The sequence below is a fragment of the Neptunomonas marina genome, assembly GCF_004005935.1.
Lineage (GTDB): Bacteria > Pseudomonadota > Gammaproteobacteria > Pseudomonadales > Balneatricaceae > Neptunomonas > Neptunomonas marina.
Genome location: NZ_SACQ01000014.1, coordinates 20288 through 36748, shown reverse-complemented (window position 1 = coordinate 36748; position 16461 = coordinate 20288). Strand labels below are relative to the sequence as shown.

The window sequence follows — 16461 nt, the reverse complement described above, 5'->3', positions numbered from 1 at the left end:
ATGACGGATTTTAGTTGCTCAGAGCAGCATCATAGTGAGAAAACTGGGGCTAAATGGCTCATTTGAAGTATTGTTGGCGTGCGAGCAAGTCAGACCAAAATTACCTGACTTGTTCGTAGTATCCTTAGCTTCGAGCGGCTCATGTGCTGTTTTACAAAGAGGGAACGGAAGCTGTGTTAAAACTTAAAACATCAGTATTACTACTTTCAATTGTGTCGGTGGCTACCGGGTGTACGCACCATTATGCTAACCAAACGGTCTCCCACGAGAGCATGTATGATCACGGGCACAGCCATACCTTACACGATGGCGTTGTGGTGCCGTTACTGGTTGCGAATAAGCGCGTCGGCTTTGCCGAGCTTAAGCTGCATGACGATAAAGGTGATCTGGAGTTGTGGGTCACAACGGACAAAGCAGGGAGCCAACCACTTGATCTACCCATCGATTCTGAGATTCATGTTAGTTTCCCTCGGTTAGCGGTGAAGTCCGTTGATTTACGTGTGCGTAATACCTTGCGTAACGAAGATGAAGATGGGAAGGGGAATATCCGAGACACCGGAACCAACTACTTTATCTTCCCCGGCGATTCTGGTGCGGATGCTAGCTTTTTAACCGGTAAAAGCTTTATGACAGATGCCGAAATCTCATTCGTGAGAGACGGTGTTCGCTACACCACCGATACCTTCACTTTAAAGCCTCACGCTCACTAATCCCTCAGTTTTAGGGGCTCTGCCGTGAGGCGAGCCCCGCAATTTGCTATATCCACCCGCTAAGCGTTGCCACGTGTGCCAGCATTTTTACGCTCAGTAATAGAGAGAGAATACCCAGTGCTTTTTTCAAGTGAGCGGCGGGCAAGTGCGCTGCACAGGCGACACCAATGGGTGCACAGAGGTAGCTTGTGATCGAGAAAATCACAACAGCGGGGAGGTAGATGTAACCCAATGTCAGCTCTGCAGTTGCGGTGTGCTCCCAGCCATTAATTAGGTAACCGAGCGCCCCAGTCACAGCGAGCGGGAAACCGATGGCAGCCGATGTCCCCACCGCGTGTTTCACCGCAACATTTTGCCCGATCAGGTAGGGAACAATCATCCCTGCGCCGCTTACCGAAACCAATGCTGAAACGGTGCCGATAACGCCGCCAACGCCAATATTGCCCGCAGTGGAGTGTAGGTTTGCATTGGGTTGTACAGGCTTCGATTGAAACATTTTAAAAGCCACATAAAGCATAAAGATGCTAAAAAAGAGCGCGAGTAAAATGCCGTCTACCTCAGCCGCGATAGTGGTAGCGAGGAGCGTACCAGCGGTGACTCCAATGACCATTTTGATGGCAAGTGGCCGGTTGATATGGCCTTTGCGCTGGTGGGCTCGCATGCTGCTAAAGGTGGTAAAAATCATCGCGGCCATCGATGTTCCAAGGGCGAGATGTACCACCTCTTGGTCAGCAATACCCTGTGCGGTAAAGAGAAGCGTAAACGCCGGTACGGTTAGACCACCACCACCCACGCCCACAAGCCCGGCAATAAACCCAACACCAGCGCCAAGTAGGGCGTAGTAGAGTGCGAAAGTTAAGTCGATCATTGGCAAAACACCTCGGCATAATCAAAGAGAGGCGTTACGTTAGCGTGTTTTTCTGCTAGTAATTTAATGATGTTTGGACGAAATATAATGAATAACGGCCAAGGCAGGGCTTAGGCATGAGCGTAAGGGATTTCAGTGAGAGAACGTCAGGCGCGCCGCTTATTGGATGCCGGTGGTCTCGGCAGGCTGATCAGAACAGCAGAGCAGATAAGCCCTATCGTTGGCATCAGCATTTTCGTGGGCAGCTACTGTGCATTCAAGCCGGATTGGTGCAGATCAAGACAGAGGCCGGTACATGGGTTCTGCCGCCTTATCGTGCAGGGTGGATTCCGCCGGGAGCGCAGCACAGCGTTTTGTTTTGCAGCACGGTGGTTGGCCATTCGGTGCTGTTACATCCCGAGCTTTGCAGTGTGCTACCACACCAGCCGCGGGTATTGAGTCTGAACCCTGTATTAGAGGCGTTGGTCATGCGCAGTACAACGTGGAGCCGGGAGCATCTAACAAACGAAGATCAACATATCATGGCGGTGATGCTGGATGAAATTCGCACCGCAGCACCGGAAAAGCTCTATCTTCCTATGCCAAAAGACCCTCGTTTAGTACGTATTGCAGAAGGGCTGCTAAGCGAGCCAAATCATGCGAAAACAGTGGAGCAGTGGGCGGCGTTCGGTGCGCTTTCTGCCCGTTCATTGCGGCGTTTAATGCAAGCTGAGACAGGCCTTAGCTTTGCGCAGTGGCGTAATCAGGCTCAGTTAAACCATGCGCTCGGGCTGTTGGCGCAGGGGAGGTCGGTTAGTGATGTGGCGTTTGCGCTGGGTTTTGCAACGCCCAGTAATTTTATCGCGATGTTTAAGCGTTTGATGGGCGTGCCGCCAGCCCGTTACTTCGCTGTTGAAAATGTATATATCGATAAGCGCTAATGCTTTATTCTATCGGGCTAATCTTGTTCAGGTGAGAGGAAGACATGAACTACGAACTTTTGCTGATGTATGTGGCGGTCGCTTTTTTTTACGTCATTAGCCCGGGCCCGGCGATCTTCTTAGCGATCTATAACGGTGCAATGCATGGTGTAAAGGTTGTGATGGTCTCTGCTTTAGGGAATATCCTAGGTTTGCTGCTGCTATCGAGCTTAGCGATGAGTGGCTTAAGCGCTATTTTGATGACCTCTGCAACCTTGTTCTTGGTGGTAAAAGTGGTGGGGGCCTCATACTTGATCTACTTGGGTGTTCGCCAACTACTGGCAAGCCGTAAAGCCATGACGTTGCAGCAGGGCGCAGGTCGCGTGCCTGCGCGTAGCTTAACCGCCTCCTTTAAAGAGGGGTTTGTGGTTGCTGCCACCAATCCGAAGCCGATCCTATTTTTTACGGCACTGTTCCCTCAGTTTTTAGATGTCACTAATGCCGTGTTGCCGCAATTTTTTGTGATGACTGCGATTTTTATGTTCTTCTCATTCGTATCGCTTACCAGCTATGGCTATCTTGCACAGCGGGCCAAGGGGCTCTTGGCGGGTGGCCGGGGGGCTTGGTTTCAACGGATTAGTGGTGGTTTGTTTATCGGTATGGGCGCAAGCTTATTTCAACTGAAAGCGACGCAATAAACAGGCCCCTCTGGCTGGTGAGGTATGATGATGGGGATAGCAAAAATGGATGAATATTTAGCGTCGAGCCAATATATCGACTGGCAGCACCCCGATGTGCTGGCTAAAGCAAGGGTACTGTCTGAAGGGTTGGACACGCCTATCGATATTGCGCGCGCCTGCTTTGCGTTTGTGAAGGATGAGATTAAGCACAGTTGGGATTACCAACTGAACCCGGTCACCTGTCGCGCTTCAGATGTTTTGGCGCATCGAACAGGGTATTGCTATGCCAAAAGTCATCTTTTAGCGGCTCTCTTACGCGCCAACGGCATACCGGCAGGGTTGTGTTATCAGCGTTTGACCAGCGTGACCCCATCGCAATACTGCTTACATGGCTTAAACGCTGTATACCTGCAGGAGTTTGGTTGGTATCGGGTGGATGCTCGCGGCGATAAGCCGGGTGTGAATGCAGCGTTTTGCCCGCCACAAGAACAGTTAGCATACGCTGCAACCGCTGAAGGCGAAGCCGATCTACCCGAGATATGGCCAGCGCCTCTGCCTGTGGTGGTGGACCGGCTCACAGGGTATGAAACCTATCAGGCCGTAGCTGAAAACTTGCCTGATGTACCGCTGCTTAGTTTTCGTTAGTAGTATGTAATGTTAACTTACCCGAGCTTTAAGTTGTTCATAGTGGAGGGGTTCTAGGTGAAACAACCGTATTTCGTGTTTGTGTTGGTGTGCTGTGGTTTGCTCGCGGCGTGCAGCGGTTTGCCGCAGAAGCAGCAGGCTCAGACATCATTAGTTGAGCTGGCAGCGAGCATCCAGGCAGAGAAAGAGTGCCGCGCTTATGCAGGCGAGTGGCGAAAGGTCGGTAAGTTGCAGCAGCCTGCCTGTGTTTTAACGGCCCATGATGCGGGTAAGATGTGCTCCGATAGTGAGCAATGCCAAGTGGCTTGTTTAGCGAAAGAGACCGGAGCCCAGATTGGAACGAGTGTTGCGGGCCAATGCGCCAGCACCACTGTGCTTTTTGGCTGCCGCACTTATGTGTCTTCAGGAAAAGCGGAACCCACGCTGTGTATCGACTAATCTACCCAAGTGTTGATTTTTCTTAACGGGAAGGCTGGTCAGCGCCTGTATTTGTCGGTATAGTGCGCACCTCTTTTCAGGAGCCGTGTCATTCTGATAGATTATTCGGCTTCTAAGGCGCGATGGTAGAGTGGTTATGCAGCGGACTGCAACTCCGTGTACGCCGGTTCGATTCCGGCTCGCGCCTCCATTATTTTTAGTCCTCGCAACGAAACGGCAACCAGGTCGTGAGCTCCTTTATCTGTTCTTTCATCGCCTGTTTTTCTTGTTCAACGAACTTCCCGACCGCTTCATCAAACCCCGGATGTGCAATAAAGTGCGATGACCAGGTTTCAATCGGCTGAAACCCGCGCTGTATTTTGTGCTCACCTTGGGCGCCGGGGTCGAAGCGCTGTAAGCCTTGTTCAATACAATACTCGATGCCGGTGTAATAGCAGGTTTCGAAATGCAGGCTATCGAAATTGTCTAAACAGCCCCAATAACGGCCATAAAGGGTGGTGCTGTCCTTAAAGCACAAAGCACACGCGACGGTTTGCTCATCATAGGTTGCTACAAACAAGACGAGTTGATCCGCCATGTTTTCCAAAAGGTTTGCGAAGAACGCTTTGTTGAGATAACCCTGTCGGCCACGCTTTAAATATGTGAGGTGGTAACAGTGATAAAAGCTGTCTAGCAGCGTTTTATCGATATGGTCACCCTCAACGCAGCGAATAGTGACGCCTTGTTCAGCAACTTTGCGCCGCTCGCGTTTCACACTTTTACGTTTGCGTGACGTAAAACGTGCCAAGAAGTCGTCAAAGTGGCTATAGCCTTCGTTAAACCAATGATATTGGCTCCCGAGGCGAATATGTAAGTCAGCACCGGAGAGGGCTTCGGCTTCCGCTTGGGTTGGAAACAGCGTATGCCACGATGAAAGGCCTTGCTGTTTGCAAAATGCAGTGGCGCCCTCGGCAAGCCATGGGACGATCTCGTTCAATGGCTGCTGCGTCAGTATGCGCGGGCCGGTAACAGGCGAAAAAGGCACCGCGGTGAGCAGTTTAGGGTAGTAGTCCAGCCCGTGCTGCTGATATGCATCGGCCCATGCCCAGTCAAAGACATACTCGCCGTAGGAGTGGGTTTTAATGTAGGACGGTGCAATCGCAAGCAGCGTATCGCCCTCGTAGAGGGTAATGTGAAGAGGCTGCCAGCCGGTATCTGCACGGGTAACGCCGCTGTCTTCCAGTGCTGCGATAAATGCATATTGCAGGAATGGGTAATCGCTACCTAGGCAGGTATCCCATTGATCTTTCGGGATATCGTGAACGGATTGAACAAGAGCGAGTCGGTATGCCATAGCGTATACTGTGTCTGGTTATCAACGTATCGGAGTGTGAAAGATGGATGAATTAGAGCTTGAGTTCGTACTCGATAGCCGTCTGGCTAACGACTGCATTGTATTGGGCGATTTTCCGCTATGTCGATTATTACTCATGAACGATGCTCAATATCCGTGGTTTATTTTGGTTCCGCGCCGTGCCGGAGCCACTGAAATATACCATCTATCCAAAGAGGATCGGCAACAGTTGATGGATGAGTCGGCAGAGCTTGCTGAGCTAATGGCCGATAGTTTTGCTGCCAAGAAGATGAATATCGGTGCGCTTGGAAACATCGTTTCCCAGCTACATATACACCATGTTGCACGTCAAGAATCCGATCCGGCGTGGCCCGGCCCTGTGTGGGGTGCTCATCCTCCTGTTGCCTATACGCAAGAACAGGTGGAAGCGATTCGTAAAAAAGTAGCAACGATGTTAACCGGCGATCTGCAATTGATCCAAGCTTAACGCGATTGCCAAGGCCGAAAGCCTGTTTTCTAGCACGCTTTCAGGTATAATTTCGGCCTTTATTTTTGATACCCAATTCTATGTGCTGGCTCATTCAGCACGCGGTTAAACAATAGGAACAAGAGATTATGCGCAGCCATTATTGCGGCGATCTGCGAAAAGAGCATGTTGGTGAAGAGGTAACACTAAGCGGATGGGTTCACCGTCGACGTGACCACGGTGGAGTTATCTTTTTGGACGTCCGTGACCGTGAAGGTCTGACCCAAGTTGTGTTTGATCCCGACCGAGAAGAGAGCTTCGCGCTCGCGGATAGTGTTCGTAACGAATATGTTATCGAGCTACGTGGTCTGGTGCGTAATCGTCCTGAAGGCACTGTTAATGCAGATATGCCAACAGGTGAGATCGAAGTACTCGGTAAAGACCTCGTTATTCTTAACAAGTCTGAAACACCACCGTTCCAGTTAGACGAGCACCAGCACGTTGGCGAAGATGTACGTTTGCGTCACCGTTATATCGACCTGCGTCGTCCAGAGATGCAAGAGAAGCTGCGTTTTCGCTCTAAGGTGACGAATGCGATTCGTAACTACCTCGATGACAACGGTTTCCTAGATATCGAAACGCCAATTTTGAACCGCGCAACGCCTGAAGGCGCGCGTGACTACTTGGTACCAAGCCGTGTGCACGAAGGTGCGTTCTTTGCACTGCCACAGTCGCCGCAGCTGTTTAAACAGCTATTGATGGTGGCGGGCTTTGATCGCTACTACCAAGTGGCTAAGTGCTTCCGTGATGAAGACCTACGTGCTGATCGTCAGCCTGAGTTTACCCAAATCGATATCGAAACCTCGTTTATGGATGAGGAAGGTATCATGGGCATCACCGAGAATATGATCCGTAAGCTGTTCCTTGAGCTTAAAGGTATCGATCTGGGTGAGTTCCCACGTATGCCATTCTCTGAAGCGATGCAGCGCTTCGGGTCCGACAAACCAGACCTACGTTACCCAATGGAGCTGGTTGATGTTGCAGATTTGATGGCAGAGATTGAGTTTAAAGTGTTTGCCGGCCCTGCAAACGATCCTAAGAGCCGTGTGACTGCGTTGAAAGTACCAGGCGGTGCTCAGCTAACGCGTAAGAACATCGATGACTACACCAAGTTCGTTAGCATCTACGGTGCGAAAGGTCTTGCGTGGATTAAGGTCAATGAGATCGAGAACGGCATCGAAGGCCTGCAGTCACCGATCATCAAGTTCTTGGGCGAAGCTGTAACGATGGCGATCATGGAGCGTTTAGGTGCGCAAAATGGCGATATCGTATTCTTCGGCGCAGATAAAGCGAAGATCGTTTCTGAAGCACTGGGTGCGCTGCGTATCAAAGTGGGTGAAGACCTCGATATGGCACAGTGCGAGTGGGCGCCTTTGTGGGTAGTCGACTTCCCAATGTTCGAAGAGACCGACAACGGTGGCCTAACGGCGCTGCATCACCCATTCACAGCACCGAGCTGTTCACCTGCTGAGCTGAAAGCTAACCCGCTTGAAGCGCTGTCTCGTGCTTACGATATGGTACTGAACGGTTGTGAGCTAGGCGGTGGTTCTGTGCGTATTCACGACCAAGAGATGCAGGCAACTGTACTGGAGATTCTGGGTATCTCTGACGAAGAAGCTGATGATAAATTTGGCTTCCTGTTGAACGCCTTGAAATACGGTGCGCCTCCACACGGTGGTTTGGCATTTGGTCTGGATCGTTTGATCATGCTGATGACAGGCACAGACTCTATTCGTGAAGTGATCGCTTTCCCGAAAACGCAGAGTGCATCGTGCATGATGACTGAAGCACCGGGCCAAGTGAGTGCAGCTCAGCTACGTGAGCTGAACATCAAGTTGCGTAAGAAAGAGCAGTAAGTAATACCAGCGCGCGGCATCGTGGGGTGCAGCGCGCTGCGACGGAGAGGTTTTTATGGCAGGTCATTCTAAGTGGGCCAATATAAAACACCGCAAAGCAGCGCAGGACGCTAAACGCGGCAAAATCTTCACCAAGTTGATTCGAGAGCTGGTGGTTGCAGCAAAAGAGGGTGGCGGTAATCCCGACGATAACCCACGTTTGCGCGCAGCGGTTGATAAAGCACTCGGTGCAAACATGAAGCGTGACACCATCGACAAGGCGATTGCTCGTGGTGCCGGTGGTGGTGAAGGTGAGAACTACGATGAGCTAACCTACGAAGGTTACGGCGTAAGTGGTGTTGCGATCCTCGTTGAGTGTATGACCGATAACGTCAACCGTACCGTGGCTGCGGTGCGAGCGGCTTTTAATAAACATGGCGGCAACTTGGGCACGAATGGCTCGGTGGCTTACTTGTTTGATAAGAAGGGCCGCATCACTTTCACGGATGCGGATGAAGATGCCGTGATGGAAGTGGCGTTAGAGGTGGGTGCAGATGATGTGGTGGCACACGAAGATGGCTCTGTTGAAGTCCTTACTGAACCACAATCTTTCATGGATGTGAAACAAGGGTTGTTGGATGCGGGCCTTGAACCTGCGCATGCTGAGGTCGATATGGTGCCTTCAACATCAGTTGAACTGGATGTTGAAACAGCCCAGAAGATCCTCAAGTTGATTGATGTTTTGGAGGATCTAGATGATTCGCAAAATGTTTATCATAATGCAGAGATTCCTCCGGAGGCCTACGAGGCATAAACCCCTCCGTTGTTGTTAAGAGAAAGCCGGGTTTTAGCCCGGCTTTTTGTTTTTTGTCTAAAGTAAGGACAAGCAGATACATGCTGATTCTCGGCATTGACCCAGGCTCCCGTATCACCGGTTTCGGCGTTATTAACTCTGTGGGTGCAAAAAATGAGTACGTTGCCAGTGGCTGCATCCGAGTTAAAGGTGATGCATTGCCGGAACGGCTCGATCAGGTTTTCTCGGGTATTTCCGAGGTCATACGTCAGTACTCACCGCAAGAGGTGGCGATCGAGCAGGTCTTTATGGCGCGTAATGCAGATTCTGCATTGAAGCTTGGACAGGCGCGTGGTGTGGCGATTGTGGCGGCAAGTCAGCAATCGTTGCCTGTATACGAATATGCGGCCCGAGCCGTTAAGCAAGCGGTTGTCGGCAAAGGCTCGGCTGATAAAACACAAGTGCAGCATATGGTGTCCCATATCCTGAAGTTGCCCGGAATACCGCAAGCAGATGCGGCAGATGCGCTGGCAATTGCGTTATGTCATGCCCATACACGGGTTGGTTTAGTGAAGTTGGCGGGTACTACAGGTAGCCGCCGCGGACGTTGGCGTTGATCGCTGAGGAGTAGCATACGTGGCGTATGATGAGTTTATCTATATCGCTGAGCTAATTGGTGTTTCTGTATTCGCGATTACAGGAGCGCTAGCGGCACAAGGAAAGCGGATGGACACGTTAGGGGTGGTGGTGTTGGCGATTGTCACCTCTTTAGGCGGCGGTACGATTCGGGATATTACACTTGATTCCTACCCATTAGGCTGGGTTGTTAACACCACCTATCTCTGGACGGCCATCTGGTCTGCGGTAGCGGCTTTTTTGCTGTGCCGATATTTCCAGTATCCAAGGCGGTTGATGCTAATCCTTGATGCTGCTGGGCTAGCGCTCTTTGCGATTTTAGGCGCTGAAAAAGCCCTGATGCTAGACGCTAGTCCAACCATTGTGGTCATGATGGCCTGTATCACCGGAGCCGCCGGGGGTATGATTCGCGATGTGCTGACGGGGCAAATCCCGCTCATTTTGCACCGTGATGGTGAGCTTTATGCAACATGTGCCATGCTGGGCGCGATATTTTATGTGGCGTTCTACGGCTTGATTGACCAGCAAATCTTGGCGGTTATCTCGATGCTGATCATCTTTGCAACGCGTTTAGCCGCCGTGTTTGGCGACCTCAACTTGCCAGAGTTTGTTGTGGCAGGCCACCGCCTTGAGCCCAACGATGAAGCTCGTAACCCTAAGCAGTAATTAGCTGAGATCTTCTTGGGTGCAAACACGGTTGCGCCCAAGGGATTTCGCTTTGTACATTGCCGTATCGGCTGCCTTAACAAGCCCGCGAATGGAGTGGCCGTCCTCAGGGTAGCTGCTCACGCCTGCGCTTGCACTCAGGTGCAACTCAATCCCCTCATCGGTTGTGAAAGGTGTTTGGCTGAACTCACTCAATATTCGGTTCACCATCTTGACCGCGGCAGTTTTTGTACTGCCGGGGCAGAGCAGTAAGAACTCTTCGCCACCCCAGCGGCATAGGATATCGGTTTTGCGTGTAACGCTTTGCATCGTCTCAGTGAAGTGCTGAATCGCGTGGTCGCCGGTTACGTGTCCGAAGGTGTCGTTGAGCTCTTTAAAACGGTCAATATCGAGCATGATAATCTGGATTTCGGTGGGCTGATGCTCACTGATCTGAAGGTACTTCTCAAACAGCTCGTAGCCTGTTTTACGATTATAGAGCTTAGTGAGGTCATCATAGCGTGAGTGCTCCAGAAGCTTTTCTGCTAGCAACTGACTTTCGGTAACATCAAGTACCATACCTACGACTCTGAGTGGTGCATCGTTCTCGTCGCGTTCAACAACCATGCCGCGATCATGCACCCAGATATAGTCGCCTTGGCGGTTGCGCAGCCGATATTTGGCCTCGTAGCGGGAGGCGTTTCCCTCAAGGTGGCTCTGAAGCAAGCTAATGACTTGCTCTAAGTCTTCGGGATGGACAGCATCTTTCCACGTATTGAGTGTTGGGTTTGTGACCTCATCAGGCCCATAGCCCAGCATACGGTACCACTGGCGGCTCAAGAATAAGCTGTTATCTTGGGCATTCCAGTCCCACAAACCATCGCTAGCCTCGTTTAGAACAAAGGTACGGATGTAGTCATCATCGCTGACTTTTGTATCGTGGGCGTTGCGCGCACTGATGTCGCGGGCGATAGAGACGATGTAGTCTTTCCCTTCGTGCGAGAAAAAGTCACTGATCACCTCAACAGGGAAGTCGCTGCCATCTTTACGTTTGTGGCGTCCTACAAACCGAAACTGCCCTTGCTCTTTGATCGCCTGGCTGATCAAACGCCACTGCTCAAAGCCAACCACGTCTTTATTTAGGCTTAAAACACTATGATTAACCACTTCATCACGCTCCATGTAGAGCGTTTTGCAGGCTGCAGCATTAGCTTCGAGCACTTTAGATGTGGCAGGGTCGATCACATAAATCGCGTCGCTTGAGGACGAAAAGAGCTGTCGAAAAAAGCCATGGGTGGAGAGGGAGTCAGTCATTCAGCTTACTTCGTTCTAATAGGTGGATACCTCTATTTTAGCAGCTGTTCTAAAAGGGCGACATCTAAGAGATAGATTTGATACAAAACGATAGCTGCTAAAGCTCACTCCAACAGCTATCGCGTTAGTGACTAAGCCAAGTTTTTCGCTAAATCGTGCGCGGTTTTCAGTGAATCTTCACCGACATCGCCCATGGCTAAACCCTCGGCATAGATCACGCGCGTATCCGTTAACCCGATAAAGCCTAAGAACTGTTGAACAAAAGGTATCTGGTGGTCTGATGCGGTGTCTTTGTACATGCCACCGCGCGTTGTAATGAGTAATACAGGCTTGCTCTCAATGAGACCAACGGGGCCATTTTCGGTGTAGCGGAACGTCTCTCCTGCACGCGCTAGCAGATCAAAATACGCTTTTAGCTGTGTGGGAATCGAAAAGTTGTACATCGGAACGCCCAGCACAATAGCGTCGGCTTGTTTGAGCTCTGCAATCAACGTGTCTGATAGATCAATGACTTGCTCATCGGCAGCTGTTCGTTGGTCTGCGGGCGCGCGTAGCGCGGTGGCAATGGCTAAATCCATATGGGGAAGGGGCTGGCTGATTAAGTCGCGCTCGACGACGGCACCCGTTGGGTTGTCAGCTTGCCATTTCTGGATATAGCTTTGTGCAATTTGGTTAGACTGGCCATCATTGCCAAAAATACTGGTTTGGATATGGAGTAGTGTTTTCATGGTGTGTTCCGCCTGATTTGTGAGATCAATGGTGATAGTTTTATATTTATTTAATGGATAATAAATAGCTATAATTCGATTAATTTGATCAAGAAAATAGATATGAAAATTGAAGTGACGTTGGAGCAGTGGCAGGCGCTAATCGCTGTGGTTGAGTGCCATGGATATGCCTCAGCGGCTGAGCATCTCGACAAAAGCCAGTCATCGATCAGCTATGCGATCCAAAAGCTGGAGACAGCGCTCTCTGTGAGGGTATTTGAGCTACAAGGGCGCCGCGCCGCACTCACGCCGATGGGTAAACAGCTTTATGGCCGCGCTAAAGTTCTGGTAGAAGATGCACTGCAAGTTGAAGGGTTAGCTAAACAGTTTTCAAAAGGATGGGAGCCAAGCGTCAGTGTTGCAGCGGACGCGCTGGTACCCAGCGAGCTGATGCTGGATGTTATTGAGCAGTTTGCGCAGAACCATCCGCTGACCCGCATTGAGTGGCGTGAGGCCATTTTGAGCGGTACCGATGAGGCACTGCTGCAAAAGCAGGCGGATATCGTTATTACTGCGCGGCTGCCTCCGGGGTACGTCGCAGACCCGCTTGTCACCGTCGATTTCCAGTTGGTGGCTGCGCCAAGTCATCCGTTACACCAACTAGGGCGCGACCTTAGCTATCAAGATCTGCGGCTACATCGTCAACTCGTTGTCAGAGATTCGGGAAAGCAGGATGTGGATGCTGGGTGGCTACAGGCCCGCCAGCGGGTCACTGTATCTAACTTTCAGGCCTCTGTTGATGCGGTCTGTAGAGGCATTGGTTTTGCTTGGATTCCAACAACACGGATGCGCACCCAGCTAAAGCAAGGTGTCTTAAAGCGCTTGCCATTGGCAACCGGTGGGCAGCGAAATGTCACGCTTTATCTCGTGGTGGTGGACGCCGACCGAGCAGGGCCTGGAGTGGTGCAGTTGGCGAAGTTGTTGCAGGCCTATGGTCAAAGACTGGGCGCTGAATAGCTGGGGATCAAGTACTGTGCATTAGTTCTGACAGCAAGCGACATGTGTCTGAGTAACCGTGCTTTCTTGTCTTGATCCCTCTACTAGATGTGGCGCGATTCTTCTAGGCTGTGAGCTCTTTTCGCACGATCTCTGCTCCTTCAGAAAGTGCCCTCATTTTTCCGCGCGCCAGCTCTCGGGAGAGTGGCGCCATACCACAGTTAGTGCAGGGGTAAAGCTTATCTGCGTCAACATATTTGAGCGCATGGCGCAGCGTTGCGGCAACCTCTTCGGGTGTTTCAATCGTGTCTGTTGCTACGTCAATTGCGCCAACCATCACTTTTTTGCCGCGTACCAGTTCAAGGACCTCAAAAGGTACTCGGCCGTTGTGGCATTCGAGAGAGATAATGTCTATGTTGGATTTTTGCAGTGAGGGAAATGTTTCCTCATACTGACGCCACTCAGTTCCAAGTGTTTTCTTCCAGTCTGTATTCGCTTTGATGCCATAGCCGTAACAAATATGTACTGCGGTCTCGCACTTCAGTCCCTCGATCGCTCTTTCTAAACACGCGATTCCCCATTCGTTAACCTCTTCAAAGAAAACGTTAAATGCTGGCTCGTCAAACTGGATGATATCCACGCCAGCGGCTTCCAGCTCTCTTGCTTCCTCATTCAGAGCTTTTGCAAATTCCCATGCGAGGGTGTTCCGATTTTTGTAGTAATCGTCATACAGTGTATCAACCATCGTCATCGGGCCAGGCAATGCCCATTTTATTGGTTGATCGGTTTGTTGGCGCATAAACTTGGCGTCATCAACAAACACAGATTTTTGTCGACTTACAGGTCCTACAACCGTGGGTACACTGGCGTCGTAGCGATTGCGGATTCTGACTGTTTCGCGTTTTTCGAAATCAACCCCGCTTAGGGATTCGATAAACGTGGTTACAAAGTGCTGGCGGGTTTGTTCGCCATCGCTGACGATATCTAAACCTGCGCTGCGTTGTTCTTGGAGTGCGACTCTTAGAGCGTCTTGTTTTCCTGCAACGAGTTCAATGCCATCCAGCCTCCAAGGGGACCAGAGCCTCTCCGGTTCAGCCAGCCAAGAAGGTTTTGGTAAACTGCCCGCAGTGGATGTTGGTAGTAGTGTTTTCATAATGTCTTTTGCTCTATCGGTTAGGCTGGATTTGATGAGTAATTAGCTGACCAAGTGTTAAGAACTTCGCCATATGGTTTGATAAAATTCTCTTCGGCCCACTTACCTTGCTCGATAGCCAATCGGCTGCGCTCCTCACGATCATAATCAATCTGTGTCAGTGAAAAATCGCGGTGCTTCAGGCTCGGCCTGTAAACTTCACCGGCGGATGCATTAGCATTGTAGATCTCTGGGCGGTAGATCTTTTGAAATGTCTCCATGGTACTGAGGGTGCTAATCAGTTCTAGGTTGGTGTAGTCGTTTAGTAAATCTCCACAAAAATAAAAAGCATAAGGGGCGACACTATTCGGAGGCATGAAGTAACGCACATCCATACCCATCTTTTTAAAGTACTGCTCTGTCAGCGAAGGCTCGTTTGGCAGGTATTCTGTACCCAATACTGGGTGCCGATTAGCAGTTCGATAGTATGTTTTATTGTTCGAGACACTTAAGCATATGACCGGTAATTTGCTGAAATTTTGTGTGTAAGTATCTGATTTCAGGAAGTCTTTGAACATGTTTCCATGGAGCTCACCATAGTTGTTGGGAACACTAAATTGATCTTTATCTTGATTATGCTCCAGCAGTAGCACGCTAAAGTCGTAGTCGCGGATATAAGACGAGAAGTTATTCCCCACAATACCCTCGATACGTTGATTGGTTTTATTATCAACGATGTAGGTTTTTAAGACCTCAATGGTAGGGAAGCTCTGTCCATTACCTTCTACGTCAACATCAACATGGATGATTTCAAGGTCGACTGAGTAGCGATCATTATTAGGATTGTCCCATGTCGCGAGAGTGTTGAAGCGGCTGTTGATCATCTTGATCGCTTTGCACAGGTTGTCATGGCGCTGATCACCACGGGCTAAGTTAGCAAAGTTAGTTGTCAGACGCGTTCGATCTGATGGTTGGTAGTTTTCATCAAAAGCTATTCGTTTAACGATATACTTAAAACTCTGATTCATTTGACCTGTTATCCTGATTTCGGCTTGGCGCTTGCTTTTCTTTGCTGCGGCCTTCTAGCGGTTCGTTAGTCGGAAGAGCTATGAGCAAGCCGCCAAGATATTGAAATATTTAAGACTGAGAGCATTTATACGCAGATTTTTAGATGAATAAAAATGATACATTTTCATTAATCGATCGTATTTGTTCATGTTTTTGTGGTGAGAAATTTGGATCAAATGGATTGAGTTGGGGAGGTGAGCGGGGAACGCTAGCTATTGAGGTCGGCGCGAACGCGACCGTGTTGAAGGTGACATAGATGTGGGCAGTTTGGCGTAACCTCGGAAAACCTTAGCCAGCCCGCTAGCTCAATCAGGTTTTTTAAGGGGAGTTTTCAGTACAGGGGCCTGAATACTTTTGGCAGTTTCTACAAATGCCGAGAGGTACTCAATATCAGTATCGCTTTCACGGGTTCCTAGGAAAATTTGTTTCGGTAGGCCATACGCTCCCAACTGAACAACTGAAATAGGGAGCTTTGAGCTATATTCTTCGCATAACCAGCGGGGTAGGGCTGCTACGCCGCGTTCACAGGCTACCATTTGCAGCAGTATTTCTGTTGTCTCTATTGTTTTGTGGTGTTTAGGAACAACACCTGCGGGCGTTAAGAACTTGCTATAGATATCTAGTCGGTCTGTCTCAACGGGGTAGGTCAGCAGTACCTGATCACGCAAGTCCTCAGCTTGTACGTATGGACGGGAGGCCAGAGTATGACTGTCCGCTACAACTAAAACCTGTTCATAATCAAACACCGGCTCGAAAGTTAAGCCGCTTTTGTAAAATGGATCAGGCGTGACAAGAAGGTCAATCTCATAATCCAACAATGCACCGACGCCACCGAACTTGAACTTTTGTTTTACGTCGACATCGACATCGGGCCAACTTCGCAAAAAAGGAGACACAATATTCAAGAGCCATTGATAACAAGGGTGACACTCCATACCGACGCGTAGCGTCCCCTTCTTGCCTAATGAAATTTGTTTAACTTTATCTTCGGCATGATCTAACAGCGGAAGAACGCGATTAGCGATGTTTAACAAGTATTTCCCGGCTGGTGTTAGTTTTAAACTTCTGCCTTCACGCCGCCAAATCTCAGTACCAATATTCTCCTCTAGTTTACGCATGGTGTGGCTAAGAGCTGACTGAGTCACACATAGCTCGCGCGCAGCGGCTGTCATTGAGCCGTAGACTTCGACCGAGAGGATAACTTTGAGGTGTATACGTTCAATCATTGCTATTCAT

The 16461-nt window shown here is 50.0% G+C and carries 18 protein-coding genes and 1 tRNA gene; 12 read left to right on the top strand and 7 right to left on the bottom strand.

What is annotated here, in order from left to right; all coding sequences use genetic code 11:
• The first annotated feature begins 173 nt into the window (after positions 1–173).
• On the top strand, positions 174–710 hold the full coding sequence (locus EOE65_RS17730) for a hypothetical protein (RefSeq protein ID WP_127696229.1): 537 nt from the start codon (positions 174–176) through the stop codon (positions 708–710).
• Positions 711–756: 46 nt separating this feature from the next.
• Here the strand turns inward: EOE65_RS17730 and EOE65_RS17725 are convergent, their stop codons facing one another.
• The gene (locus EOE65_RS17725) at positions 757–1578 is read right to left on the bottom strand and encodes a sulfite exporter TauE/SafE family protein (protein ID WP_127696227.1); all 822 of its coding nucleotides are present in this window, start codon (positions 1576–1578) and stop codon (positions 757–759) included.
• Between the two features lie 116 nt (positions 1579–1694).
• Between EOE65_RS17725 and EOE65_RS17720 the strand changes: the two genes are divergently transcribed.
• From EOE65_RS17720 to EOE65_RS17700, 5 genes are all read left to right on the top strand, one after another.
• Positions 1695–2498: an AraC family transcriptional regulator gene (locus EOE65_RS17720; protein WP_127696225.1), complete on the top strand. Its 804-nt coding sequence runs from the start codon at positions 1695–1697 to the stop codon at positions 2496–2498.
• 44 nt (positions 2499–2542) lie between these two features.
• On the top strand, positions 2543–3175 hold the full coding sequence (locus EOE65_RS17715) for a LysE family translocator (protein WP_127696223.1): 633 nt from the start codon (positions 2543–2545) through the stop codon (positions 3173–3175).
• Positions 3176–3220: 45 nt separating this feature from the next.
• Positions 3221–3802 carry a transglutaminase-like domain-containing protein gene (locus EOE65_RS17710; RefSeq protein ID WP_127696221.1) on the top strand — a complete coding sequence of 194 codons (582 nt, stop codon included), beginning with the start codon at positions 3221–3223 and terminating at the stop codon, positions 3800–3802.
• Positions 3803–3859: 57 nt separating this feature from the next.
• Positions 3860–4240, top strand: a complete 381-nt coding sequence (locus EOE65_RS17705; protein ID WP_127696219.1) for a hypothetical protein — start codon at positions 3860–3862, stop codon at positions 4238–4240.
• Positions 4241–4356: 116 nt separating this feature from the next.
• Positions 4357–4430 (top strand) — tRNA-Cys (locus EOE65_RS17700).
• Between the two features lie 6 nt (positions 4431–4436).
• On the opposite strand, the gene EOE65_RS17695 is transcribed toward EOE65_RS17700, so the two are convergent.
• Positions 4437–5573 (bottom strand): GNAT family N-acetyltransferase, encoded by a 1137-nt coding sequence (locus EOE65_RS17695; RefSeq protein ID WP_127696217.1) that lies wholly within the window; start codon positions 5571–5573, stop codon positions 4437–4439.
• A gap of 43 nt (positions 5574–5616) precedes the next feature.
• Between EOE65_RS17695 and EOE65_RS17690 the strand changes: the two genes are divergently transcribed.
• From EOE65_RS17690 to EOE65_RS17670, 5 genes are all read left to right on the top strand, one after another.
• Complete coding sequence (locus tag EOE65_RS17690; protein ID WP_127696215.1) at positions 5617–6060, top strand: HIT domain-containing protein; 444 nt, start codon at positions 5617–5619, stop codon at positions 6058–6060.
• A gap of 128 nt (positions 6061–6188) precedes the next feature.
• Positions 6189–7955, top strand: a complete 1767-nt coding sequence (aspS, locus tag EOE65_RS17685; protein ID WP_127696213.1) for an aspartate--tRNA ligase — start codon at positions 6189–6191, stop codon at positions 7953–7955.
• 55 nt (positions 7956–8010) lie between these two features.
• On the top strand, positions 8011–8748 hold the full coding sequence (locus tag EOE65_RS17680) for a YebC/PmpR family DNA-binding transcriptional regulator (RefSeq protein ID WP_127696211.1): 738 nt from the start codon (positions 8011–8013) through the stop codon (positions 8746–8748).
• A gap of 80 nt (positions 8749–8828) precedes the next feature.
• Complete coding sequence (gene ruvC, locus EOE65_RS17675) at positions 8829–9344, top strand: crossover junction endodeoxyribonuclease RuvC (protein WP_127696209.1); 516 nt, start codon at positions 8829–8831, stop codon at positions 9342–9344.
• Between the two features lie 19 nt (positions 9345–9363).
• The gene (locus tag EOE65_RS17670) at positions 9364–10029 is read left to right on the top strand and encodes a trimeric intracellular cation channel family protein (RefSeq protein WP_127696207.1); all 666 of its coding nucleotides are present in this window, start codon (positions 9364–9366) and stop codon (positions 10027–10029) included.
• Here the strand turns inward: EOE65_RS17670 and EOE65_RS17665 are convergent, their stop codons facing one another.
• Complete coding sequence (locus tag EOE65_RS17665) at positions 10030–11322, bottom strand: sensor domain-containing diguanylate cyclase (RefSeq protein WP_127696205.1); 1293 nt, start codon at positions 11320–11322, stop codon at positions 10030–10032.
• Positions 11323–11453: 131 nt separating this feature from the next.
• Positions 11454–12050 carry an FMN-dependent NADH-azoreductase gene (locus tag EOE65_RS17660; protein WP_127696203.1) on the bottom strand — a complete coding sequence of 199 codons (597 nt, stop codon included), beginning with the start codon at positions 12048–12050 and terminating at the stop codon, positions 11454–11456.
• Between the two features lie 102 nt (positions 12051–12152).
• On the opposite strand from EOE65_RS17660, the gene EOE65_RS17655 reads away from it, so the two are divergent.
• Positions 12153–13046 (top strand): LysR family transcriptional regulator, encoded by an 894-nt coding sequence (locus EOE65_RS17655; RefSeq protein WP_127696201.1) that lies wholly within the window; start codon positions 12153–12155, stop codon positions 13044–13046.
• Positions 13047–13149: 103 nt separating this feature from the next.
• On the opposite strand, the gene EOE65_RS17650 is transcribed toward EOE65_RS17655, so the two are convergent.
• The 3 genes from EOE65_RS17650 to EOE65_RS17640 form a co-directional block, all read right to left on the bottom strand.
• Positions 13150–14178 (bottom strand): methionine synthase, encoded by a 1029-nt coding sequence (locus tag EOE65_RS17650; RefSeq protein WP_127696199.1) that lies wholly within the window; start codon positions 14176–14178, stop codon positions 13150–13152.
• 20 nt (positions 14179–14198) lie between these two features.
• On the bottom strand, positions 14199–15185 hold the full coding sequence (locus EOE65_RS17645; protein WP_127696197.1) for a DUF1852 domain-containing protein: 987 nt from the start codon (positions 15183–15185) through the stop codon (positions 14199–14201).
• Between the two features lie 345 nt (positions 15186–15530).
• Positions 15531–16451 carry a LysR family transcriptional regulator gene (locus tag EOE65_RS17640; RefSeq protein WP_127696195.1) on the bottom strand — a complete coding sequence of 307 codons (921 nt, stop codon included), beginning with the start codon at positions 16449–16451 and terminating at the stop codon, positions 15531–15533.
• Between the last annotated feature and the right edge of the window lie 10 nt (positions 16452–16461).

Coding starts and splice junctions, on each gene's coding strand:
- aspS (WP_127696213.1), top strand. CDS start 6,189: ATGCGCAGCCATTATTGCGGCGATCTGCGAAAAGAGCATGTTGGTGAA.
- ruvC (WP_127696209.1), top strand. CDS start 8,829: ATGCTGATTCTCGGCATTGACCCAGGCTCCCGTATCACCGGTTTCGGC.
- EOE65_RS17725 (WP_127696227.1), bottom strand. CDS start 1,578: ATGATCGACTTAACTTTCGCACTCTACTACGCCCTACTTGGCGCTGGT.
- EOE65_RS17660 (WP_127696203.1), bottom strand. CDS start 12,050: ATGAAAACACTACTCCATATCCAAACCAGTATTTTTGGCAATGATGGC.
- EOE65_RS17645 (WP_127696197.1), bottom strand. CDS start 15,185: ATGAATCAGAGTTTTAAGTATATCGTTAAACGAATAGCTTTTGATGAA.
- EOE65_RS17715 (WP_127696223.1), top strand. CDS start 2,543: ATGAACTACGAACTTTTGCTGATGTATGTGGCGGTCGCTTTTTTTTAC.
- EOE65_RS17695 (WP_127696217.1), bottom strand. CDS start 5,573: ATGGCATACCGACTCGCTCTTGTTCAATCCGTTCACGATATCCCGAAA.
- EOE65_RS17640 (WP_127696195.1), bottom strand. CDS start 16,451: ATGATTGAACGTATACACCTCAAAGTTATCCTCTCGGTCGAAGTCTAC.
- EOE65_RS17665 (WP_127696205.1), bottom strand. CDS start 11,322: ATGACTGACTCCCTCTCCACCCATGGCTTTTTTCGACAGCTCTTTTCG.
- EOE65_RS17690 (WP_127696215.1), top strand. CDS start 5,617: ATGGATGAATTAGAGCTTGAGTTCGTACTCGATAGCCGTCTGGCTAAC.
- EOE65_RS17720 (WP_127696225.1), top strand. CDS start 1,695: ATGAGCGTAAGGGATTTCAGTGAGAGAACGTCAGGCGCGCCGCTTATT.
- EOE65_RS17650 (WP_127696199.1), bottom strand. CDS start 14,178: ATGAAAACACTACTACCAACATCCACTGCGGGCAGTTTACCAAAACCT.
- EOE65_RS17710 (WP_127696221.1), top strand. CDS start 3,221: ATGGATGAATATTTAGCGTCGAGCCAATATATCGACTGGCAGCACCCC.
- EOE65_RS17655 (WP_127696201.1), top strand. CDS start 12,153: ATGAAAATTGAAGTGACGTTGGAGCAGTGGCAGGCGCTAATCGCTGTG.
- EOE65_RS17680 (WP_127696211.1), top strand. CDS start 8,011: ATGGCAGGTCATTCTAAGTGGGCCAATATAAAACACCGCAAAGCAGCG.